General features: G+C 54.6%; 18 protein-coding genes, 7 tRNA genes and 1 pseudogene. 25 read left to right on the forward strand and 1 reads right to left on the reverse strand.

Going from position 1 to position 23,796, the window contains the following annotated elements:
- Positions 1–26 precede the first annotated feature (26 nt).
- Together K1I37_RS10485 and K1I37_RS10490 are read left to right on the forward strand one after the other, a co-directional pair.
- Positions 27–1,496, forward strand: a complete 1,470-nt coding sequence (locus K1I37_RS10485) for a putative amidoligase domain-containing protein (RefSeq protein WP_021294809.1) — start codon at positions 27–29, stop codon at positions 1,494–1,496.
- A gap of 18 nt (positions 1,497–1,514) precedes the next feature.
- A complete protein-coding gene (locus K1I37_RS10490) occupies positions 1,515–2,786 on the forward strand; it encodes a YheC/YheD family endospore coat-associated protein (RefSeq protein ID WP_021294808.1) in 1,272 nt (423 codons plus the stop codon).
- Here K1I37_RS10490 and K1I37_RS10495 read toward each other — a convergent pair.
- Complete coding sequence (locus K1I37_RS10495) at positions 2,783–3,031, reverse strand: hypothetical protein (RefSeq protein ID WP_021294807.1); 249 nt, start codon at positions 3,029–3,031, stop codon at positions 2,783–2,785. The genes K1I37_RS10490 and K1I37_RS10495 overlap by 4 nt on opposite strands.
- Positions 3,032–3,142: 111 nt before the next feature.
- On the opposite strand from K1I37_RS10495, the gene miaB reads away from it, so the two are divergent.
- The 23 genes and pseudogenes from miaB (at position 3,143) to K1I37_RS10610 (ending at position 23,795) form a co-directional block, all read left to right on the forward strand.
- Entirely contained in the window at positions 3,143–4,633 is a 1,491-nt protein-coding gene (miaB, locus tag K1I37_RS10500) for a tRNA (N6-isopentenyl adenosine(37)-C2)-methylthiotransferase MiaB (protein ID WP_021294806.1), read from the forward strand.
- Positions 4,630–5,070: a YlbF/YmcA family competence regulator gene (locus K1I37_RS10505; RefSeq protein ID WP_021294805.1), complete on the forward strand. Its 441-nt coding sequence runs from the start codon at positions 4,630–4,632 to the stop codon at positions 5,068–5,070. The genes miaB and K1I37_RS10505 overlap by 4 nt, the downstream gene beginning before the upstream one ends.
- Before the next feature lie 184 nt (positions 5,071–5,254).
- The gene (gene mutS / locus K1I37_RS10510) at positions 5,255–7,921 is read left to right on the forward strand and encodes a DNA mismatch repair protein MutS (RefSeq protein ID WP_021294804.1); all 2,667 of its coding nucleotides are present in this window, start codon (positions 5,255–5,257) and stop codon (positions 7,919–7,921) included.
- The gene (mutL, locus tag K1I37_RS10515; RefSeq protein ID WP_021294803.1) at positions 7,903–9,864 is read left to right on the forward strand and encodes a DNA mismatch repair endonuclease MutL; all 1,962 of its coding nucleotides are present in this window, start codon (positions 7,903–7,905) and stop codon (positions 9,862–9,864) included. The genes mutS and mutL overlap by 19 nt, the downstream gene beginning before the upstream one ends.
- Entirely contained in the window at positions 9,857–10,669 is an 813-nt protein-coding gene (locus K1I37_RS10520; protein WP_021294802.1) for a class I SAM-dependent methyltransferase, read from the forward strand. Before mutL ends, K1I37_RS10520 begins: the two co-directional genes overlap by 8 nt.
- Positions 10,666–11,631 (forward strand): tRNA (adenosine(37)-N6)-dimethylallyltransferase MiaA, encoded by a 966-nt coding sequence (gene miaA, locus K1I37_RS10525; protein ID WP_021294801.1) that lies wholly within the window; start codon positions 10,666–10,668, stop codon positions 11,629–11,631. The genes K1I37_RS10520 and miaA overlap by 4 nt, the downstream gene beginning before the upstream one ends.
- Before the next feature lie 39 nt (positions 11,632–11,670).
- Positions 11,671–11,928: an RNA chaperone Hfq gene (gene hfq, locus K1I37_RS10530; RefSeq protein ID WP_021294800.1), complete on the forward strand. Its 258-nt coding sequence runs from the start codon at positions 11,671–11,673 to the stop codon at positions 11,926–11,928.
- A 125-nt stretch (positions 11,929–12,053) separates the two neighbouring features.
- Positions 12,054–12,129: transfer RNA gene (locus K1I37_RS10535), tRNA-Thr, on the forward strand.
- Positions 12,130–12,133: 4 nt separating this feature from the next.
- Positions 12,134–12,217, forward strand: a tRNA-Tyr gene (locus K1I37_RS10540).
- Between the two features lie 7 nt (positions 12,218–12,224).
- Positions 12,225–12,300, forward strand: a tRNA-Trp gene (locus K1I37_RS10545).
- Between the two features lie 18 nt (positions 12,301–12,318).
- Positions 12,319–12,394 (forward strand) — tRNA-Ala (locus tag K1I37_RS10550).
- 3 nt (positions 12,395–12,397) lie between these two features.
- Positions 12,398–12,472, forward strand: a tRNA-Asn gene (locus K1I37_RS10555).
- A 4-nt stretch (positions 12,473–12,476) separates the two neighbouring features.
- A tRNA-Thr gene (locus tag K1I37_RS10560) sits at positions 12,477–12,552 on the forward strand.
- 5 nt (positions 12,553–12,557) lie between these two features.
- Positions 12,558–12,633, forward strand: a tRNA-Val gene (locus K1I37_RS10565).
- Positions 12,634–12,882: 249 nt separating this feature from the next.
- Positions 12,883–13,905: a LacI family DNA-binding transcriptional regulator gene (locus tag K1I37_RS10570; RefSeq protein ID WP_021294799.1), complete on the forward strand. Its 1,023-nt coding sequence runs from the start codon at positions 12,883–12,885 to the stop codon at positions 13,903–13,905.
- 29 nt (positions 13,906–13,934) lie between these two features.
- Positions 13,935–15,299 (forward strand): ABC transporter substrate-binding protein, encoded by a 1,365-nt coding sequence (locus tag K1I37_RS10575; RefSeq protein WP_021294798.1) that lies wholly within the window; start codon positions 13,935–13,937, stop codon positions 15,297–15,299.
- Between the two features lie 57 nt (positions 15,300–15,356).
- Complete coding sequence (locus K1I37_RS10580) at positions 15,357–16,298, forward strand: carbohydrate ABC transporter permease (RefSeq protein WP_021294797.1); 942 nt, start codon at positions 15,357–15,359, stop codon at positions 16,296–16,298.
- Positions 16,295–17,125: a carbohydrate ABC transporter permease gene (locus K1I37_RS10585; RefSeq protein ID WP_021294796.1), complete on the forward strand. Its 831-nt coding sequence runs from the start codon at positions 16,295–16,297 to the stop codon at positions 17,123–17,125. Before K1I37_RS10580 ends, K1I37_RS10585 begins: the two co-directional genes overlap by 4 nt.
- A 6-nt stretch (positions 17,126–17,131) precedes the next feature.
- Entirely contained in the window at positions 17,132–17,851 is a 720-nt protein-coding gene (locus tag K1I37_RS10590) for a ThuA domain-containing protein (protein WP_021294795.1), read from the forward strand.
- A gap of 221 nt (positions 17,852–18,072) precedes the next feature.
- On the forward strand, positions 18,073–19,572 hold the full coding sequence (locus K1I37_RS10595) for a spore germination protein (RefSeq protein ID WP_021294794.1): 1,500 nt from the start codon (positions 18,073–18,075) through the stop codon (positions 19,570–19,572).
- 139 nt (positions 19,573–19,711) lie between these two features.
- Positions 19,712–20,296: pseudogene (locus K1I37_RS10600) on the forward strand (AAA family ATPase); the annotation flags it as partial.
- Between the two features lie 542 nt (positions 20,297–20,838).
- On the forward strand, positions 20,839–21,795 hold the full coding sequence (locus K1I37_RS10605) for a ubiquinol oxidase subunit II (RefSeq protein WP_021294792.1): 957 nt from the start codon (positions 20,839–20,841) through the stop codon (positions 21,793–21,795).
- 68 nt (positions 21,796–21,863) lie between these two features.
- A complete protein-coding gene (locus K1I37_RS10610; protein ID WP_051189302.1) occupies positions 21,864–23,795 on the forward strand; it encodes a cbb3-type cytochrome c oxidase subunit I in 1,932 nt (643 codons plus the stop codon).
- Position 23,796: the final 1 nt, after the last annotated feature.

Consider the following 23,796-nt stretch of genomic DNA (forward strand, 5'->3'; position numbering starts at 1 on the left):
AACTCGGAGAAAGGGGGACGTGGGGTATGGCGTATTACCTGTTACACCGAAACCAACCCTCCGCAAAACGACTGTTGGCGAGTTTATCGCGACTCTCCCGATACCGTGCGACCAATTCCGTATCCGATTCGGATGTGCTGGTCCGCTGGGGCGCTGCGGAGGAGAGTGATCCGGCACACGGCGCCGTGCTCAACACCAAGGACGCGATCGACCGCATATCATCGCGGGTGGAAATGGCCAAATTTCTGCGGCGGGTCGGTGTTCGGGTGGCGCCGAGATCGACAAAATCCGGCGGGATTACGACGTTTACTCGGCAATACCGCATCCCGATGTTCGATTTGGTGCCGATTGGCTGTTTTCGATCCGACTCGGGCGCCGGCTGGTCGAGTGCCCGCATATCGCGCGTGCACGCGTCGTTTCATGAAATCTCCGTGACGGAAGATAAACAGACGCGCCGAGCGGTCTTTTTGGCGACGAGGACGTTGCATGCGCTGGGACTCGATTTTGGCATGGTGAGTATTGGTGTGGGTCCGAAGGGATTGCTGCAGGTGATGGATGTCACCGCGACGCCCGTCCTTGAAGGACGCCTGCTCGAGATGTACAAGGACGCCATGACGGCCTTTATGGAGCGCGAGGAACAGGCGCGGCGGGGCACGTACACAGTGACGCTCGGCACGGATATTGAAATTATGCTGCGCAATCCACAGGGGAAGATGGTGCTGGCGAGCAACTACTTTACGCGGCGCGGGCGGATTGGCTGCGATGATCGGAGTGTCAACTTCGATGGTAAACGACTGCCGCTCATGGAACTGCGTCCGGCGCCGGACCCGACGCCCAACGGGCTTTTGCAGAACTTGAAGCGATTGATGCGCGAGGCGAGCGAGCGCATTAACCGGCCGAATGTCGAATGGCGGGCGGGGAGCATGCCATTTCGACCGTATTGCACAGGCGGGCATATTCACTTTTCCGGCGTACCATTCTCCAGCCGGTTGGTGAAAGTGCTTGACAATTATCTGGGGCTGCCGCTGATGGCGGTGGAGGACCGTCGTACAGCTGGGTTACGGCGACCGAAATACGGCTATCTCGGCGATATTCGGCACAAGGATTACGGGGGATTCGAGTATCGGACTCCGGGCAGTTTTGTCTGCAGTCAAGTGGTGACGACAGCAGCGTTTCATCTCGCGCACATGCTGGCATCCCACTACCGCGACTTCAGCCTTCCAGATATCTACTCGCCGAGTATGCAAATCGCGTTTTACGAAGGGCAGATTGGCGCACTGCGGCCGCTCATCCTTCGAAATATCGAGACGATTCGGCGACACGCCGCATACACTCAGTACCGTGAGTATATCGAGCCGCTCTTTGTCATGATTGAGCAGGGCCAAACGTGGAACGAACAGAGAGACGTTCGCGTCGAATGGGGCATTCCAACCAGGCGCACCCGTGCCACCGGGAACGTCAGGACGCGGCGGGCAAAAGTCGCAGGTGCTCGATGAGGAAGAGGGGTCGCTTTCGTGAGTCAACAGCCAAATGCTGAAATGGTGTGGTTGCGGCAGAAAAACCACATCGTTCATGTCGTCCAGCCGCGGGTGGCCGCAAAGTCGCAAAAGTGGCCAGCTTACGCGCGCGTGCTAGGCGGCCACACACAGTTGCCGATAACACAAAGCCTTCCCCAAGGACAAATCCTCTATCGGTGTCCTGTCTCGCTGTATGAGAGAGGAGCTGTTGCTGAAGTGGGTCCGGTGTTCGCGATTTTGGCCGGGGAAGGAAAAAACGGATTTGTCGGCGCCCGGCTCAATTTTCGGGATGTCATCGAGTGCGGACGCAAACAAGGGGCGTTTGTCTACGTCGTCGCGACAAACGACGTACACACGGGAAACACATGGTTTGGCTACGTTCGCCTCGGACACCAACGCTGGGTTCGGATTCCGTGTCCGCGACCGCAGGCCGTGTACAATCGGATTCCTACGCGCGCTCTGGAGCGGCGCAAGAGTGCCATTCGCGCGCGACAGGTCATCCGTCAGCTGGGTATTCCGATGTTCAATCGCGAGTACTTCAACAAGGCCCGAATTTACGCGCTGGTGAGAAGCCATGGCCTGTCCTCGTTTCTGCCTGACACGGAACCTGAACTGAATCGGGAGAGACTTTTTGACATGCTGCAAAAACACGCTTCAGTTTATCTGAAGCCGGCAGGCGGCAGTGTCGGGCACGGGATGGTGAGGATTGACTCGACAAAGTCGGGTTGGACGGTGGCTGTGCTCAAGCAGGGACAGACCAACAAGCATGCCTGCGCCACGGCTGAAGCGCTGTGGCAGACGGTACAGCGCGAACGCGTACCGGGCCGTTATGTCATCCAACAAGCTATTCCGCTCGTCGAATACCGCGGTCGCCCGTGCGATTTTCGCGTGTTGCTGCAAAAACAGGATGGAACTTGGCAAGTCGTTGGGCGTGGCGTTCGGGTCAGTGGTATCGGGAGGATTACGACGCACGTGCCCAACGGCGGATCGATTGCCAACGCCGATACGGTACTCAAGGAGGCGTTTGGCGATGCCGCAGAGCGCGTGGACGACCGACTTGTCCAATCCGTCTTGGACGCGGCGCGCGCCATTGACGACGGGTACCAGGGAGAATTAGGGGAGATGTCGATGGACATCGGCATTGACCCACAAGGGCATGCGTGGTTCTTCGAGGCCAATGCCAAGCCGATGAAGTTTGATGAACCAGAAATTCGCCGCAAATCACTGGAAGGCGTTATCCAACACCTGCGGGAGCGAGCGGGCCTTTAGGCGAGTGGCCAGGCCAACGCGAACCGCCGTTTTCCTCTAGTGATCATGCGAATCTGGTGAAACGGGATGTAGCGCCAAGTGCTGTCGTACACGAGCAGTGCTTGATGGTTTTGAATGATTTTGTCGATGTCTGGCATGTCACTCGCAAATGACTGCTTGTCTGGCGCTACAACCGCCCCGTCGAAACATTCCTCCTGCGAAAGAACATATACCTCGAACGTCGGGATGGTCAGTTTGTCCGACACTTCGGAGCCCTCCTCTAATATTTCCACGTGAGCCGCATCTGACATTATGGTATCATCAAGTGATAGATGTGCAATCACATTCAATTGAACGGGCACAAGGAGTTGTTGAGGTTGGAAAACTTGGTCAAGCTCGCGCGTGAAGGGCGTCTGGAACAAGGCCTTGGACTGACCTTTGGCACACATCGCCCCAATCCAGTGGAGCGTGTGGCTTACGATATAGAAGAATTAGTGCGAGATTATCGCGTCGGCCGACGGGCCGACGGGTCGCCATATCGGTTTCTGATTAAGACGTACGGCTGTCAGATGAACGAGCACGACACGGAAGTGATGTCGGGCCTATTGCTCGCGATGGGCTACGAACAGAGCGACAGCGACGAGAATGCCGATTTCATCTTGTTCAACACTTGTGCTGTGCGGGAAAACGCAGAGGCAAAGGTGTTTGGCGAAATTGGTCGGTTGCGTCCGCTCAAGGCGAAGAACCCGGAATTGCTCCTGGGGCTCTGTGGGTGCATGGCACAAGAACAAGGCGTTCAGAAGATGGTGTTGGAGAAGTTTCCGTGGGTTGACGTGGTCTTTGGCACACACAACATCCACCGGTTGCCGGCCATCTTGACCGCTGCCAAACAATCGCAGGAAACCGTGATGGAAGTGTGGGACAAGGCGGCTGAGACGGTGGAAGACATTCCGAAAGTCCGCAAGGATAGCGTCCGTGCCTGGGTCAACATTCAGTACGGGTGTAACAAGTTCTGCACGTACTGCATCGTTCCGTATACGCGGGGGCGCGAGCGCAGCCGTGAGCCAGAGGACGTCATCAACGAAGTGCGGGAACTCGTCGCAGCAGGCTATAAGGAAATTACCCTGCTGGGGCAAAACGTCAACGATTACGGCGTGGATTTGGGAACCATCACGTTTGCCCAACTGTTGCGCGCCGTGAACGATATCGAGGGCATTGACCGCATTCGCTTTACGACGTCGAACCCGTGGAACTTCACGGACGACCTGATTGCGGCCATCGCCGAGTGTGAACACGTCGTCGAGCACATTCACTTGCCGGTTCAGTCGGGCAACAACGAGATTCTCCGGCGCATGAATCGCACGCACACGCGGGAGTATTATTTGCAACTGGTGAACAAGATTCGCAAGGCGATTCCCGACGTCAGCCTGACGACAGACATTATTGTCGGCTTTCCTGGCGAGACAGAAGCGGCTTTTCAGGACACGCTGTCACTCGTGCGCGAGGTCCAGTTCGACAATGCGTTTACCTTTATTTACTCCCCTCGTGAAAATACGCCGGCTGCCAAGTTTGCGGACGAGGTGACACTCGAAGAGAAAAAAGATCGCTTGCGGCGTCTGAACGACGTCCAGTACCAGATTAGCCTCGCGCGCAACCAAGCGCTGAAGGGACGGGTGGTCGAGGTGCTGGTCGAAGGCGAAAGCAAGACCAACCGCGAGGTGCTCACCGGTCGCACGCGCACCAACCATTTGGTGTTGTTCCCAGGGGACATTTCACTAAAAGGGCAACATGTCGACGTGGAAATCACCAATCCACAAACGTTCCTTCTAAAGGGACAATGCGTGTACCGCGAGGAGGTCGTTTCGTGAGTATCTTGGAGCCGACGCGCGAGTTGGTGTTCGATAAAGTCGACGCCATTGCGAGCAAAATTGCCAGTTCGGAAGCGGCGAGTATGTACTGGCAGGCGCGCGATAAAATGATGCACCATCAGGAAGCGCAAGGGCTGTTCGATGAACTGAAGAAGAAGACGAACGGATTGCTCGTACTCAAAGACCGGCTTGGAGAACAAAGCGACAAATACCAGCGCATCAAACAAGAGACGGCGCGCATTGAGGAACGTCTGGCGGAGATTCCGGTCGCGCTGCAATACAAAGCTGCGCAGGATGAGTTGAACGCCATGCTCCAAGAAGTGATTTTGGTACTCTTGGCGCGGTTAAAGGACGAAGTGCCGGTCGAGCCGGGGCCACGCCAGTGCGGTTCTGGTGGAAGCTGTTCCACCGGGGGCAGTTGTTCGTGTTCACATTGATACAGACGTGTTCCAAAGCGGTCTACAGATGGCGTCGGTGCAAGTGACCGACAGGGCCGCGGCGGCAATAGGCTATACGACGGTCGCCGGAAGTCGGCGGCCGTTTCGTCTATGATGACGTATTTCGGAATGGATGATGACTCAACTGTGGGCGAAGTCGTGGGACGCGTGAGGAGGATTCTGTATGGGACTGACGCCAATGATGCGTCAATACCAGGAAGTCAAAGCGGCACATCAGGACGCACTCCTGATGTTTCGACTAGGTGATTTTTACGAGCTGTTTTTTGAAGACGCCGTCACGGCCAGCCGCGAACTCGATATTACGCTGACGGGGCGCGACGCGGGAGAAGCGGGCAGAATTCCTATGTGTGGTGTGCCGTATCACGCAGTGGAACAGTATCTCGAGCGCCTGATTGATCGAGGGTATCGCGTGGCTATCTGCGAACAAGTGGAAGATCCAAAAGCGGCCAAAGGCCTCGTGCAGCGCGAAGTCGTTCGGATTGTCACACCGGGGACTGCGTTGTCGAAGGATACGGACCATCGGTTTCTCGCAGCCCTCGTCGCGTCGTCATCGAGTTTTGGCCTCGCTTTCGTCGACGTGGGGACAGGAGAAGTCCTGATGGGGGAAGCGGACGGCGGTGCTTGTGCAGACCAGTTGCGTTTGTTCGCCCCGATTGAAATCGTCGTGGAAAAGGGAGCGCCTGCGCCCAATTGGCTTGCCGCGTACAGCGCACAGACGGAGGTACTCATCACAGAGCGCACAAATGGTGGAAACCGCCTGATTGAGGAACAGTACGGCGTATCGAGTGTCAGTGCGTTAGGCCTTGCGGAACAGTCCGACGCGACGAAGGCACTCGCGCTCGCGCTGACGTACATAGATGAAACGCAAAAAATGAAATTGCGCCATTTGCAAGATCCGGCGCCGCTCTTTGAGCAGACGCACTTGGCGCTCAACCAGACGGCGATTCATCATCTGGAATTGACGGCGACGGCGCGCGACGGGCAAAAAAAGGGGAGTCTGCTCGGGCTTATCGACGCCACGGTGACGGCTGCAGGTGGGCGGTTGTTGCGCTCGTGGTTGGAGCGGCCGCTTTGCCGCGAAGCGGATATTGTGCGTCGTCACGACGCCGTCGGCTATTTCGTCGATGATTTGATCTTGCGCGAGGAAGTGCGGGAGTCCCTTCGTGGTGTACACGATCTCGCCCGGCTGGTCGCCCGCTTCGCCTTCGGCAGCGGCAACCCACGCGATTTGTTGTCGCTCGCGCACTCGCTTATCAAGGGGCAGGCGGTCATTGATACGCTGTCTGTCACAGAGCCTCCGGAGCTTCTTGCGTCGCTTATCGACGATTTGCCAGATTTGTTAGGGCTTGCGGCGACGATTGAAGCAAGTATTGTCGACGAACCCCCTGTCCAAACGCGAGAGGGCGGTATTTTTCGCAGCGGTGTAGATTCGGAGTTGGACAGGCTGCGGGAATTGCAGACTTCTGGTCGCACGTGGCTGCGCGACTTGGAACAGCGCGAGCGCGAGCGGACGGGCATCAAGTCACTCAAAATCGGATACAACAAGGTATTTGGTTACTACATCGAGGTGTCGAAGGCGAATCTCGGCAGTGTTCCCGAGGAGTACGAGCGGCGGCAGACACTCACCGGTGCGGAACGCTTTATTCTGCCTGAGCTCAAGGCGCGCGAAGCCGAGATTTTGTCGGCCGAGGAGCGGGCGATGGCGAAGGAAGCGGAGCTGTTCCAGTCATTTCGCGATAAAGTTCTGGCCGCGCGCACGGAGATTCAGACGTTTGCCGACGCACTCGCACAAATCGATGTACTGCAAAGTCTTGCGCACGTCGCCAGTGAGCGCCGGTTCGTACGGCCGGAAATTCGCGGTGATGTCGGGATCGAAATTGTTGGAGGCCGGCACCCAGTGGTCGAGGAACTGGCGAAAGGCCAATTTGTGCCCAATGACACGCACTTGGCGCCGGGGGACCACATCATTGTGTTGACAGGGCCGAATATGGGCGGCAAAAGCACCTATATGCGCCAGACCGCCATCATCGTCATGTTGGCGCAGATGGGGAGTTTCGTCCCCGCAGAGAGTGCGGTCATTGGCGTGGTGGACCAAATCTTCGCGCGCATCGGTGCTGCGGACGACTTGGGGCGCGGCCAGAGCACGTTCATGGTGGAGATGATTGAGCTGGCGCAAATTTTGCGGCAGTCCACCGGGCGCAGCCTCGTTTTGCTCGATGAAATTGGCCGCGGCACGTCGACGTACGATGGACTGTCCATCGCCGAGGCGGTTCTCGAGGAACTGGCGAGTCGCAGTGAACAGCCACTCACGATGTTTGCGACGCACTATCACGAGTTGATTGGGTTCTCTGAGCGCTTCCCGTCTGTGCGCAATTATTCGATGGCCGTGGAGGAGACCGCCGACGGCATTACGTTTTTGCACACGGTGGTCACGCGGCCGTCGGACAAAAGTTATGGCATTCAAGTGGCCAAGCTCGCCGGGCTCCCGCCGCACGTCGTCGAGCGGGCGCAGACGTTGCTCGCCGCGCGCGAATCGCAGTCGCAGGCGAGCGCGATGGCGGCAGCGACGTCCGAGGTGCGGGAGAGCTCTCTCGACTCCGTGTCACCAGCTGTCACGCCGGTTGTGGCGCAAGCGTCGGTACAAACGCCAGCAACAGCAACTGCGCCGGATGCCCCAGCGCTCGCGCTGTTTGAGGGGCCGTATCGGGCGTTTGTGGAGCGTGTCGCCGCGGAAAATCTGCTTGCGATGACGCCGCTGGACGCGATGAACCGGCTGAACGAGTTGATTGAGAAAGCGAGGGAGTTGTTGTCGTGGGAAACATCCAGTTAATGTCGACTTCGCTCGCCAACCAAATTGCCGCCGGAGAGGTGGTGGTGCGTCCTGCGTCGTGTGTCAAGGAATTGATTGAGAACAGCCTTGACGCGGGTGCCAAGCACATCACCGTCAGCTTGCGGGAAGGTGGTATTGCCGAGTTAGTCGTGCAAGACGATGGCGTCGGCATGGACGAGTCGGACGCGACGCTGGCGTTCGCCCGCCATGCGACGAGCAAAGTGTATGATGAGCACGATCTCACGCGCATCCGGACCCTCGGCTTTCGCGGGGAAGCCTTGGCGTCCATTGCCGCCGTTTCCCGCGTGACACTCACAACGCGCACGCGCACGAGCGAATATGGCGTGTTGGTTCGCGTGGAGGGCGGTGAGATGGCGCCCGTGGAACACGTTGGCGCCACGTACGGCACGCGCATTGAGGTGACCGATCTCTTTTATAACACGCCCGCGCGTCTAAAATACTTGCGCACTGTGCAAACGGAACAGGCAAAGTCGGTGGAGGTCGTCCAGAAGGCGGCTTTATCTCGCCCAGATGTGGCTTTTACCTGTCAGACGGAGCACCACGTGTTGTTTCAAACGCCGGGCAACGGTGACATTCGTGCGGTGCTCGCGTCTCTGTACGGCGTTGGCGAAGCGAAGCAATTGCTCGAGGTCAACGAGACGACGCCCGATTACAAGGTCACGGGCTTGGTTGGCCGACCAACGCAAGGGCGTACCTCGAGATCTGGTGCGCACTTGTTTGTCAACGGCCGTCCCGTCCGCAATCTCGCGATTCACCAGGCGGTCATTCAAGGCTACAAGAATCGGCTGATGATTGGGAAACAGCCGATATACAGTATTTCTCTCGAGATGGATCCGACGTTGGTCGACGTCAACGTCCACCCACACAAGGCTGAGGTGCGCTTCAGCGAGGAGGCGGACGTTTGTCGCACGGTCGCGCGTGCGGTGGCGAAGGCCTTGGATGACACGCTTTTGGCGCCCACACCTCAGCGTACGACCGCGCGGCAAGTGACTGAGGTGCAGCCACTGGCGCTCGACTACAATCCGGCGCAGGATGAAGCGGGTGCGCCACAGCGTTTTGATGGAACTGCTGAGGCGGGCGCAGCACGGGGCGCACGCAATACAGGTGGTCATGCGTCGTCAGGGCGCCCGAATTATCCGGCGGGTGCGCGCGCGCAGCAACCTTCGCTGCGCGAATTGGGCGCGATGTACGCAAGTGGGACGTCCGAAGGTGTGCGCCAGCGCGATGCGCACGTTGGTGAAGAGCGGGATGTCGTCTCCGTACAATCGATGGACACAGTCGATGCGGACATGGCCATGGATATGGTAATGGATATACCACCGCAGGCGCGCAAACAAAATTGGCACCTGCGCCCGATTGGCCAGGCGCTTGGTATGTATGTCTTGGCCGACGATGGTGAATCTCTGTATATTATCGATCAACACGCGGCCCACGAACGAATTCTCTTTGAGGATTTCTACAAACGCCTGGCGAGCGGACAGGTGCATGCCATGCCGCTGCTCGCCCCGATTCAATTGACGCTGCCGCCGACGACCTACACGCGCGTTACGAAGATGGCGGAGCAACTGGCGGAGCTCGGCCTGACGGTGGAACCCTTCGGCGGTTACGACGTGGTGATTCGCACCGTGCCAGATGTCTGGGAAGGACTCGATGTGCACGCGCTCGCGGAGGCGACACTCGAGGCGCTGCCGAATTCGGACTTGGCGCGCGACGACTTTTTTCAGACGATGTACGACGTCGTCGCGACGCGCGCTTGTAAAGCGGCGGTGAAGGCGAACTGGCACTTGTCACAGGAGGAATTGGAGGCGTTGTGCCACGCGCTGACGAAGGCAGATGACCCGTTTCACTGCCCACACGGCCGCCCTGTCTTTTTACAGTGGACAGGCAAGCAACTGGAGAAGGAGTTTAAGCGCATTGTCTGACACGTCGTACGTGAAGTGTTTGTCGTCTGCTGTCGCGACGACACCGCGCAATGGCACATTGCGCCAAGCGGATTTGGCGAAGACCTTAGCCGAGCGTTTCGGCGTTCCATACGTGCCGCGTGGCGACACGGGCCTGGAGCAGATGTTTCAGCAGTGCGGCGTCGATGTGTTAATCGTCGCAGACGATCCTGTGACGTTGCGGCATCGAACGGCGCCGACACCGCTTTTTTTCCACCCGAGCATGGGGGCGCAGCGGATGGAACGGTTGCGGCGGGGCGAGACGGATCGACTGTTAACGGTGATGGGTCTGGAGATTGGCGACGTCGTGGTCGACGCGACAGTGGGGCTTGCCTCCGACGCTTTGGTCTTCGCGCATCAGGTTGGGTCAACTGGACGGGTGATTGGCCTCGAAGCGAGCCCTTATCTGTATGGCGTCCTCATGGCCGTCCGAGAATTTGGTGCGAATGCGTATCCTCGAGCCACAGAGTTGCTGCGGCAAATCGAGATTCACTTTGCATCCCATGTGGATTGGCTCAAAGCGCAGCCGGCGGATAGTGTTGACGCCGTGTATTTTGATCCGATGTTTCGTATGCCGGCAGAAGCGTCCTCGTCGATGGCCCCGCTGCGCGCTTTCGCCGTTCACACTGCGCTGTCGGACGAAGCCGTAGACGAGGCCAAGCGCGTCGCGCGCAGGTGCGTCGTGATCAAAGAGCGCCCGGGATCTGGCGTGTTTTTGCGTCACGGGCTGACGCCCGATTCGCCGCGTAGAAAAATAGCCTACGGAGTGTGGAGAAAACAATCATGACCAAGCAGTCCGTCATTTGTGTGGTGGGACCTACAGCTGTGGGGAAGAGCGACGTCGCCGTTGACATTGCACTTCGCTACGGTGGCGAGGTGATTTCGGCTGACTCGATGCAGGTATATCGGGGAATGGATATAGGCACGGCCAAATTGTCCCGAGCGGAACAGCGGGGTGTTCCTCATCACTTGCTCGATGTCGTTGACCCCACCGAGTCGTATACGGTCGCGGCCTGGAAGCGTGCGGCAGACGAGGTTATTGAAGCGCTTTGCAATCGGGGAAAACTACCGGTTGTCTGCGGGGGGACAGGGCTCTACATCCGCGCGATTACGGATGATTTGACCTTCGCAGAAAAACCAGAGACCTCTGAGGTCCGCCAGCGTTGGCAGAATTACGTCGAGCAACACGGCGTGGAGGCGCTGCATCGCGCGCTGCGCGAAGTCGATGAAGCGTCGGCAAACCGCCTGCATCCAAACGACGTGAAACGAGTCATTCGCGCGCTCGAAGTGGCTGAGACGAGTGGCCGCCCGCTCTCGCAGGGCTACGATTTCACCGAAAAGTCGGGGCGTTACAACGTGTTGCTCATTGGCCTGTGGATGGAGCGCCAAGCACTTTATGAGCGGGTTGAGCTGCGCATTGACAAGATGATTGAGGCGGGGCTGGAGGACGAAGTAAAACGCTTGCTGCAAGCTGGTGCCACAGCGGAGGATACTTCGTTGCAAGCGATTGGCTATAAGGAATTTGTCCAGTATTTTCGCGGCGAGTGCTCCCTGGAGGAGACGATTGCCGCCATTAAACAGAACACGCGCCGTTTTGTCAAACGACAATTGTCGTGGTTTCGTCGGGATGCGCGCATTCAGTGGTTCGAGCGGACGGTAGATGGACAGTTCGCGGCGGGCGAAGCGGCGAGAATGTGGCGTACAATCCACGATTTTGTGGAAGGAAAAAACCAGGTTGGCCACGAATAAATAGGAACAGGCGTAAAATGGGAGTGTGACAATCGGTCGATGAGCAAGCAGCAAATTAATATCCAAGACACATTTTTGAATCAAGTGCGCAAGGATCGGATACCGGTCATTGTATATCTTGTGAATGGCTTTCAAATTCGCGGTGTCGTCCGCGCGTTCGACAATTTTACCATCGTCGTCGAGGCGGAGGGCAAACAGCAGATGATCTACAAGCACGCCATTTCCACGTTTATCCCGATGCGTCAGGTGAATCTTGCAGCCGAAGCTGCGTCGACCGACGCTGACGAGCAAGCGTAACGCCAGCCGGATTGGGCGACGGGAACACATCTTGGAGGACTTTTCATGCACAGAGGGTGTATATGCAAATTTTGCATTGACACGCCAGCATTGAATGTGTTACCTTAAGACCTGTCGCCGCAAGTGCCAGCGTAGCTCAGCAGGTAGAGCAACTGACTTGTAATCAGTAGGTCGCAGGTTCGATTCCTGTCGCTGGCTCCAATCCGGAGGGGTACCAAAGTGGCCAAATGGGGCGGACTGTAAATCCGTTGCGAAAGCTTCGAAGGTTCGAATCCTTCCCCCTCCACCAATGACATAGGGGCGTAGTTCAGCTGGTAGAACGGCGGTCTCCAAAACCGCATGTCGTGGGTTCAAGTCCTGCCGCCCCTGCCATTGTTCCAAACCACCCGTGGGGGTATAGCTCAGCTGGGAGAGCACCTGCCTTGCAAGCAGGGGGTCGTCGGTTCGAATCCGTCTACCTCCACCACATTCCTCGATAGCTCAGCGGTAGAGCATCCGACTGTTAATCGGAGGGTCGTAGGTTCGAATCCTACTCGGGGAGCCAATCTGCTCCCATAGCTCAGTTGGCAGAGCGCATCCATGGTAAGGATGAGGTCACCAGTTCAAGCCTGGTTGGGAGCTCCAGTTGTGGGCGTTTAGCTCAGTTGGGAGAGCATCTGCCTTACAAGCAGAGGGTCGGCGGTTCGAGCCCGTCAACGCCCACCATCAGAGAATTATCGTTCGATATAAGCATGGATGAAATGGGTCCACCTTTGAGGTGGGCCCATTTTTGATTGCGCGGCAGGGGTGTAGGGTTATGGCGAACAGGATAATCGCTCATGGAGGAGAAGGGTTCTGATTTTTTTCAGAATGCGCGTCGTTTTTGACAATGAAAACACCCTAAACGCATATTCTGTATCGATAGAAGTTTCATGAAAGCGCTTTACGAAACATTTTCAAGGGGGGTGTAATCGAGTGCGGGTGACCATTCGCGAGGTTGCCAAAAGGGCCGGCGTGTCCGCTGCTACGGTGTCGCGTGTGCTAAATAAGCCGAATTTAGTTGAGAAAGAGACGCGTCGGCGCGTACAAGCGGCAATGAAAGAACTAGATTTTAAACCGAATGCAATCGCTCGCGGTCTGTCATCACGCCAAACGGATACGTTGGGGTTAATTGTTCCGGCTGGAATCACCGATTTTTTCTTCAATGAATTATATCAGGGGATTCGCGAGGCAAGCCAGAGTCACAACATGCGGGTTTTAGTATTCGACTCCGAGAATTCTCCCGAACGGGCGATGGAAGGGTTTTATTTTCTTGGACAGCATCAGGTGGACGGCATTATTTTTACCAGCAAGATGATTACAGAAGATTTCGACCCGGTCATTCAACGCCTAGGGCTTCCGGTTGTTCTGGTACTGGCACCCAACGGCGCGAAAACACCGATTCCGTCTTTTGATATCGACAACGTCCGGGCGGGATTTGATGTTGTTTCCTATTTGGTGAGCCGTGGGCATCGTCGGATCGGCATGATTGCAGGGAAGGTTCCTGATACGCCATGGCAACAGCGTTTACAGGGTTATGAGTCGGGCCTGAAACATTTTGGCCTTCCATTTGATTCACAGGCTGTTCAAACGGGAGAGTTTTCGTTTGATGATGGATACAGAGCCATGCAACGCCTGTTGGAAAAACAGGCTGACTTACAACTGACTGCTGTGTTTTCCGCGAGCGATGAAATGGCCTTAGGAGCCATGCGGTGTCTATATGACAACGGCTTACGGGTGCCCGACGACATGTCTATTGTCGGATTTGACGATGTGAAAGTCGCTCGAATGGTGGTGCCTCGTTTGACAACTGTCGCGCAACCGTTTTCAGAGATTGGCGCACAAAGCGTGCATTGGTTAATGGGCGCGCTCGGGCGAGTCATCACCCCTACTGAAACAGGCACCTACTTTTTGCCGCACCGCTTCGTCGAACGTGAGTCTGTTCGTACATTGGTATGAAAAACTTGTAGATCATAGGGGGTTCTTAGATGAGCGTCACTGTGAAGAAGATTGCTGCAACCATTACTTTGAGCGCATCGATAGCAGCACTGGTCGCTGGGTGCGGTTCCGCGAATAACGCTGGGAACGCTGTGACAGCGGGATCGAACTCGTCTAGCACAAGTGGTAGCGGCGGCAGTCAAGCGGTCGATTATTCGAACGCTTCGGGTAATATTGTCTGGGCTGCGGCGCCCATTACGCATACAGGCCTCCGGAAAAAGTTGATTGCAGAATTTGAGAAACAATATCCGAACATCCATGTTACGCTGCAGTCGCAGCCAGCGGATACAGACACGGATAGGAGCAGTTTGACGACGACGATAAGCGGTGGTTCATCGCAACCGGATGTTTATATGGGTGACGTAGTTTGGCCTGCGCAATTTGGCAATGCGCAATTAGCCCAGCCGTTGAGTGATGTATTGCCAAAATCGTTTTTTAATCGGTTTTCCAATGGATTAATAGAAGGTGCAACTTACGATGGAAAGGTATATGCGGTTCCGTTTTTCGTGGATACGGCGTTTTTGTTCTACCGCAAAGATTTGTTGAAAAAATACAATCTCCCGGTGCCGACGACTTGGGAGCAAGTGAAATCTGACGCCGAGGCAATTCAGAAAGCTGGCGGGGCGAAGTACGGTTTTGTCTGGCAGGGCGGTGATTATGAAGGGGCAACCTGTAATTTTATCGAATATCTTGCGGATGCCGGGGGGCAGGTCCTAAACGGCAATCAGGCACAACTGACGAGTTCTGCAGCAAATAAGGCACTGAGCTTCATGCGAAGCTTGATTACCAGCGGCGTCTCGCCGAAGGCGGAGGACACATTCCAGGAAGCCGACGCGGAAAACGTGTTTGACCAAGGAGATTCCGTATTCCTTCGCAACTGGTCCTATGCTTGGAGCGACTCGCAGAATTCGGCGGATTCCAAGGTAGTGGGCAAAGTGGGCGTGGTCGCGTTGCCGACATTTGAGGGGCAAAGTGGCTCGGGTTACAGTTGCGTCGGCGGTTGGGATCTCTACATCAATCCACACAGCAAGAACCTGAAGGCGGATTTGCAGTTTATCGACTGGATGACGGGGCAGCAAGCTCAGTCGATTCTCGCCAAGAACTACTCCGAGATTCCGACGAACAAGGCGGTCGCTGACGATCCTTCGTTAAAGTCAGTCAGCCCCATATTCTCCATTATACCGAACGTTAAATATATCTCACGTCCAACACAGACGCCAAATTATCCAAAGGTCTCACAGGCGATTTACAACAATATCAACCAGGCGTTGTCGGGCAGTGCGAGTGTCAAGTCTGCTTTGAATAACGCAAACAGCCAGGTCAACAGTGCGCTGAATAGCTCAGCTGGGTTATAGACTTCGTGGCGGCAGGGGGAGGTTCATGTTCCCGTCGAACGTTTGTGAGGTGAAACTATGTCGGTGTTATCGGCAGAACAAACTCAAGGCTCAAAACGGCGCCGCAACTTAAAAATGGCGGATAGAAGAGCCGGATTTGGATTACTGGCTCCAGCGGGAATCGTGATGTTGGCGGTCACCATTTTTCCAATTGTCTACTCCATTATCATGAGTTTCAACAATATTAACTTGACGACAAACGGATTTGAGTTCCAGTCAAACGGAATCAACAACTATAAAACCGTTTTTGGCAGCCCTGTGTTTTGGCATAGTGCCTGGTTTACCGTGTACTATGCGATCGTTACGGTTTTTGTAGAGCTCTTTTTCGGGTTACTGATTGCCTTGGCGATAAACAACGTCAAAAAACTGCAGGGGCTCTCCATCAGCATCATGCTCATTCCCTGGGCGCTAATCACGGTCATTTCAGCACAAATGTGGGATTACATCTACAACGGCGTGTATGGGGTGTTGAATGCTGTCGCAGCAGGCCTGCATCTGATTGGGCAGCCCGTGACATGGCTTGGTCAGAACACCAGCGCGGTGATTGCGATGATGGTCGCTGATATTTGGAAGACGACGCCGTTTGTCGTGATTATTTTGCTTAGTGGATTGCAAATGATTGCACAAGACTACTATGAAGCAGCTCGTATCGATGGAGCAAACAGTTGGCAATTGTTTTGGAAAGTGACATTTCCGTTGCTTCGCGGCAGTATTGCACTTGCTGGGTTGTTTCGAATTTTACAAGCGTTCGGGGTGTTCGATTTACCGTTTGTGCTCACACAAGGAGGTCCTGGCACGGCGACGGAATCACTGGCCATTCTCGGATACCGTACCTTATTTGAAGATTTGCACTTCGGAGTCGGGGCAGCGGTTGCGGTGAGTACCGTGATTTTGATTTTGTTGGCCTGCCTGATATTCCTGTCTGGCTTCCGTTCCATGGTGGAGGAGGAAGCAGCATGATTCAACCGCGATGGCAAAAAGTTCTCGGTTATGTTGTATTAATTGCGTTTTTACTCGCGATTCTATTTCCATTTTATTGGATGTTTATCACGTCATTTAAACAGGATAAAGAAATTAGCGCGTATCCGCCACAGTATTGGCCGACGAATCCGACATTTGCCCATTATCGAGAGGCGTTTGTGCAATATGGATTTGGCCACTACATGGTGAACAGTGTGATTGTGGCTGTGCTGACCACCTTCTTCGTCTTGTTTTTTGCAAGCATGGCCGGGTTTGCCATTGCACGCCTGCCCATTCCGTGGAAAAAACCTATCTTAATCTTTTTGTTGATCATTTCGGTGTTCCCACCGATTGCCGTAATCACTCCACTGTATGTGCTGCTAAGGGATGTTGGATGGCTGAACTCGTATCAAGCGTTGGTGATTCCATATACGGCATTTAACTTGCCGTTTTCCATATGGATTCTTAGGAACTACTTTCTCCAGGTTCCAGGTGCTCTATTTGAGTCTGCGAAGATTGACGGCTCATCCGTATTTCAGGCGTATTATAAAATTTTTCTGCCGCTTACACGCCCGGGGTTGTTTTCCGCTGCGGTGTTTACCTTTGTTGCTGCGTGGACAGAGTTTTTCATGGCCTTGGTATTTAACTCTTCCAATTCCATGCGGACCATTCCTGTCGGTATCGCGCTCTTCAGCGGGCAGTTCAATGTGCCTTACGGCACCATCTTTGCTGGCTCAGTGGTCTCTATCGTGCCAATTATGGTTCTCGTTGTCATCTTTAGAAAGTGGATTGTTTCAGGGTTGACACAAGGCGCAGTCAAAGGGTGATGAATGATGCGTACGGCGATTCGCGTGACAGTCTGGAATGAGTATCGTCATGAATTGAATAGCGAAGCGGTCCGGCAGATTTATCCGAATGGTATTCACAACGCACTGGCAAAACCGCTTCGTGACAATGGATTTGATGTTCGCACCGCGACTTTGGATGAGCCCGAGCATGGCTTGACGGACGATGTGCTGAATTCAACGGATGTGTTGATTTGGTGGGGACACATGGCTCATCAGGAAGTCGATGACGCGATTGTCGCAAAAGTAGTTGAGCGTGTTTTACATGGCATGGGTTTGATTGTTCTGCATTCGGGGCATTTCTCCAAAGTATTTAAGCGCTTGATGGGCACATCATGTGATTTGAAGTGGCGCGAATCCGGTGAAAATGAACGGTTGTGGGTGGTGAGTCCCAGCCATCCGATTGTCGATGGAATCGGTGAGTTTGTTGAGCTAGAGCATGAGGAGATGTACGGAGAACATTTCGACATTCCAACGCCCGATGAAGTCGTGTTTGTGTCCTGGTTTAAAGGTGGCGAGGTGTTCCGCAGTGGATGCACCTTCCGCCGCGGCCGCGGTAAGATTTTTTATTTCCGACCGGGGCATGAAACGCATCCGACGTATCATCATGAACAGATTCAAAGGGTGATAGTCAATGCAGTACGATGGGCGAATCCTCGTTGCGGCCCAATCCCGGTGTATGGGAATGCACAACCGTTGGAGACGTAAATGCCCTGACAGAACGGATGAATTCAGCACTGGATAACGAATGGACAACGAAACAAGTAGCATGCGCTCGACAGGGAAGCCGCCGCGGCTTCCCTGTTTTGCTGCGCGATGATCCTTTGCCACAAGAAGTGCAGAAGGGTGCGTGAGATGGATCGTCTGTGCATGGTTTGGAAACGGTTGGGGAAGAAGTAAAGAGGATAGCGGTTCGGGAGGGATTCATGATGCTCAAACAGGTTCCAGAGGTGAAAGACCAGGCCATCAGCTCGAAACTAGAGGACAACGTCACGTACCTCAACAACCTCCTGGGCGTAGGAACCACATGGGATGTCATCGCAAAGCCGTTTAAATTCGGACGACTCAACATGATGTCGTACGTGGCCAACGGATTCTTCTTGACGATGAACGTGGTCATGATTCTTGAGAACGTCCAGGCGACGATTGAAGCGTTCGAGAAAAAGCACGAGAACGAAGATTACACACTCGAGCAATTGGTCGCTTACCTGAATACGAACGTGTCGTTCGTTCAGGTTCAGGTGTTTGACAAGATGACAGATGCGGTGCGTTTTATCTTGTCTGGCCCACTCATGATTTTCATCGACGGGTACGATAAAGCCGTCATGATTGACACCCGTATTTATCCGATGCGAAGCATCACGCAACCGACCATAGAACGGGCCGCGCGCGGGAGTCAAGATGGATTTACCGAGACGATGTTGATGAACACCAGTATGATTCGGCGTCGCTTGCGCGATCCGAGGTTGCGGGTAGAGTTGATGCAAATTGGCGATCGCGGTCAGAACGACGTATCCCTTCTATATTTGAAGGATGTTGTCGATGAAGATCTGGTCAAGGAGGTGCGGCAGAAGCTGCAGTCCATTGACACGGGCGCGCTCGTCATGGGCGAGCAACAAGTCATCGACTACATTGGGAAAGTCAAGTGGAATCCATATCCGATTGCGCGCTACACTGAGCGACCGGATGTGGCGAGTACGGCTTTGATTGAAGGACATGTCGTGATTGTGGTGGATAACACGCCAGAGGTCATCATCGCGCCGACGACGTTTTGGCAGCATATGCAACATCCGCAGGAATACCACTCATATCCCATGATTGGGACTTATCTGCGTTGGCTGATTGCGTTTGCGGTGTTTATGAGCATCTTTTTGCCGGGGTTATTCCTTGCCGTCAACGCGCATCCGCACTGGGTGCCAAAGTGGGGCGCTTTTTTTCTCGCGAATCGACATGATCCTCTGCCGCTGTGGGCACAATTAATCGTCGCGGAAGTGGCACTCGATATCCTACGGCTCGCGGTCATCAATATCCCGACCGTGATGGCGTCAGCAGTCGGTATCGTGGCGGCCTTGCTGTTTGGTCAATTCGCCACGACGATTCAGTTACTGCAACCTGAGGTATTGGTCTACATGGGGTTTGTCATGATGGCGCAATACGCGACATCGTCCTATGAACTAGGCAGTGCCAACCAAATGGCGCGGTTCTGGATTTTAGGTTGGACAGCCGTATTAGGCGCAATTGGCTTTGTTGTGTCGATTGTCATCTGGTTCATTGTCTTGGCTACCACGAAGACATTTGGCAAACCATACTTGTGGCCGCTGATTCCATTTAAGTGGAAAAACGGCATGACCGACATACTCGTGCGTTGGCCGAGTAATCGGTTAGGCGGCGTTCCAGATATTCTCCGAAGGAAACGCGGCCGCGCTTGAATCGTGATCGTGTATGAAACACCCTGGGGCGGGCCCAGGGTGTTTCATTTTGTTCTGGGCCATCACCCATATTTGCGCCTCTGCATAGGTTGAGGTGTTGGTCCGCTCGGGCAAACACGTCAAACGAAGAGGTGGTCATATGAAACCGAGCAACCGAAACCAGCGCAAACCGATAAACTCAACCAAGTTGTCGCAGCAGATTATTCAGGATTACGAACAAGGGCAAATCGCTTTATCAGAAGCGCTTCAACAACTCTCGGGGCAGCACGCGAACCCGTCGCAGGGCCGGTCGGAAGTGGACAAATCAAGGTTGTTGGGCCTGTTGACCGAACTGGATGAACTCGTGGGATTAGATGAAGTGAAGCGGGTCGTTCGCGAGATCTTCGCGTATGTGTTCGTACAGCAGGCGCGAATGCGGCACCATTTGAAGGCCGATCCCATTGTCTTGCACATGGTGTTTCTAGGCAACCCAGGCACTGGCAAGACGACTGTTGCACGCATTCTCGCGCGGTTGTTTCACGAGTGCGGCTTACTTTCACAAGGGCACCTGGTGGAGGTCGAGCGGGCTGACTTGGTTGGCGAGTATATCGGTCACACCGCTCAAAAAACGCGGGATTTGATTAAAAAGGCGCTCGGCGGTGTGCTGTTTATCGACGAGGCGTACTCCCTTGCGCGAGGCGGTGAAAAGGACTTTGGCCGCGAAGCAATTGACTGCCTGGTTAAGACCAGCGTTGAAAATATAAGAGTGGATGCCATCTGCATGTCCGATTGGACGACAGGGGGGACTCATCCCAACGGACTAACTGCCAACCGTCATTGCGGACTAGTGAAAATGCCCCGACTGTGCTATATCCCGAATCCCCGAAGCATGCCACAATAATCCCGTAGTCTCCAGCAAGGTTACCTCCCTAAGGTACCTCCTTGCACTGCCGTTTGAGTCGCAGCGATGCGGCTCTTTTTTTTAACGCCTCCGAAGTCTTGTCCCGTCATCCGCCACGTCCAGCCACCAGCCAGTAGAGCGTGTTTGTCATAAGCGCGGGATGATTCGACGAGTGCGCATGATTCTGTCTATTTTTGTCGATAGTCTTTCCGGACTACATGACAGGCGGTATGGATTGACTAGTTGAAATGGGCGTTTTGTGTCTGCCTGCTCGATTTCGACACCGCTACGATATGGTTGTTGACCGTCTAGCGAAAAGCCGCACCGCTTCAGGGGTAGGGCGATGCGGCTGACGCAGGACGTCTTCGGGAAAGGGGAGTGCACATATGAGCGGACAGCTGTGGCGTCGTTTGCGCAGCGTATTCTTGGTTGCCGGAACCAGCATCTTGTTCGCTACCGGCTGTGGGTCCAAGTATTTTGTCTTAAATCCCGCTGGACCTGTTGCGCAAAAGGAACTACACGTAATTGAGTGGTCTGCTATCTTAACGCTAATTGTGATTGTACCGACGCTTGTTTTACTTGCTGTCATCGTTTGGCGGTATCGCGATAAGCCAGGGAACAAAGCGCGCTACACACCGGAGTGGTCAGAGAGCAAGAAACTGGAGTTTGTCTGGTGGGGCATTCCGATTCTGATTATCGCGATTCTCGGCGCGTACACAGGAAAGGTCACATTTGCTTTAACGCAGCCGCCACAAAAGGATGCCAAGCCAATCACGATTTACGTGACATCGCTTGATTGGAAATGGCTGTTTCAGTACCCCGGCCAAAAAGTGGCGACCGTGAATTACGTCGAAATCCCGACGGGTGTCCCGGTCAATTTCGAATTGACATCCGATGCCCCGATGAATTCATTTTGGATTCCCAGTCTCGGTGGACAAGAGTACACCATGCCAGGGATGGCGACGCGGCTTTGGCTTGAAGCAGATAAGGGCGGTACATATTACGGTCATGGCGCGAACTTTACGGGCAAAGGGTTTGCCGATATGTCGTTTAGCGTCATTGCGACGTCCCAGTCTCAATTTAATCAGTGGGTTAGCCAAGTGAAAGCTGCGTCACCCGCCTTGACGAAGGCAATGTATCAGAAATTGAAACAACCGAGCACGGTGGGGAAAATTTCCTATTCGTCTTTCCCGCCCAATTTGTTTAATGACACGATTTGGGCCGAGGGTGGCCAGTACATGCAAAACGCGATGCCCAGCAATTCGAGTACCGTCGCGACACCGACAAACGGTGCGATGTCTGGCATGGCTGGTATGAATCAGGACCAGAAAGACGCGAAGTAAACCGTTCAAAGAGGAAGGAGAGATGCCTCGTGCCTACTGCGCTCAAGCATTTTGCAGATACTTATCTCATGTGGAATGAGGGGTATTTGATTTGGATTTCCGACGCGCTGATTGTCCTCGTGGTGGTTGGCATCGTTGGAGCGCTCACGTATTTGAAGAAATGGCGCTGGCTGTGGGATAACTGGTTGACGACAGTTGATCACAAAAAGATTGGGATTATGTACTTAATCGCGGCGCTGTTGATGTTTTTCCGTGGCGGGGTGGATGCCCTACTGCTGCGCACACAGTTGGCGCAGCCGGGCGAACACTTTCTTGATGCGGAACACTATGATCAAATCTTTACGACGCACGGAACCATCATGATTTTGTTTATGGCGATGCCGTTTCTCTTTGCGCTATTCAATATCGTGGTGCCGTTGCAAATTGGAGCGCGCGATGTCGCGTTTCCGTATCTGAACGCAATTAGTTTTTGGTTGTTCTTCTTTGGCGCAATGCTCTTTAATCTGTCATTCGTGTTCGGTGGGTCGCCGGATGCTGGCTGGACCAGTTACCCACCACTGACGGAACTCGGGTTCGATCCCGGTCCAGGGGAGAACTACTACCTGCTCGGCGTCCAGATTTCGGGTATCGGGAGTATCGCGACAGGGATTAACTTTATCGCGACCATCCTCAAGATGCGGGCTCCTGGCATGAAATTGATGCGGATGCCACTGTTCACGTGGTCGACGCTCGGTTCCTGTCTCATCATTATTTTTGCCTTCCCTGCACTGTCTGTGTCATTGGCGCTGTTAATGCTTGACAGAGTGGTTGGTACACACTTCTTCACGATGATGCACGGCGGAAATCCGATGATGTTCATCAACTTGTTCTGGGTCTGGGGTCACCCTGAGGTGTATATCGTCGTGTTGCCCGCCTTCGGCGTCTACTCAGAAGTGGTTGCCACATTTACGCGCAAGCGCATTTTTGGCTATTCGTCGATGGTCGCGTCTCTCATGTTGATCACGGTCATCAGCTACTTCGTGTGGGCGCACCACTTTTTCACGATGGGCGCTGGCGCCGACGTCAATACGTTCTTCGCCGTCGCTTCCATGGCCGTTGGTATTCCAACGGGTGTGAAGGTGTTCAACTGGCTCTTTACGATGTTCCGCGGCCGTATCCGTGTAACTTTGCCGATGTTGTGGACGCTCGGATTCATCCCGAACTTCGCTATCGGCGGCGCGACGGGCATTATGCTCGCTGCTGCCCCTGGGGATTACCAGTATCACAACAGTTACTTCCTCATAGCCCACTTCCACCAAATGCTCATTGGTGGTGTGGTCAACGGCATGCTCGCGGGGATGTATTACTGGTGGCCGAAGATGTTTGGGTTCCGGCTCAACGAACGGTTGGGTAAATGGGCGTTCTGGATTTTCAACATTGGGTTCTACATTTGCTTCTTGCCGCAGTACGCACTTGGCTTCGAAGGTATGCAACGCCGGATGTACACGTACCCGACAGATATGGGTTGGGGGTCGCTCAACTTTGTATCCACCATTGGTGCTTACCTGATGGGCGTCGGATTCCTGTTCATCGTTTGGCAGGTCCTCTACAGCCTGTTCCACATGGAGCGGGATACGACGGGGGATCCATGGGATGCTAGGACGCTCGAGTGGTCCTTGCCGTCACCTGTTCCGCACTACAATTTCGCCGTCATTCCGACGATTACCGAACGGGATGTCTGGTGGGCGGCAAAACAGCGGGGAACGACGGATTTGCTTACCACTTCCACGGAGGACATCAAGGAGATTCACATGCCGAAAAACTCGGGTCGCCCATTTATCATGGGGCTCGCATTCTTCGTCGCTGGATTTGGCTTCGTCTTCAACTGGTATATCCTTGCGGTCATCGGCTTGGCCGGTGTTGCGTTGTGCATGATTCTGCGCGCGTTGGAAGACCAAGATGAGTATGTGATTCCGGCGGAAGAAGTTCGCGAGACCGAAAGTGCATTGGGGAGGTTGTAAG

Source organism: Alicyclobacillus acidoterrestris (assembly GCF_022674245.1).
GTDB lineage: Bacteria > Bacillota > Bacilli > Alicyclobacillales > Alicyclobacillaceae > Alicyclobacillus > Alicyclobacillus acidoterrestris.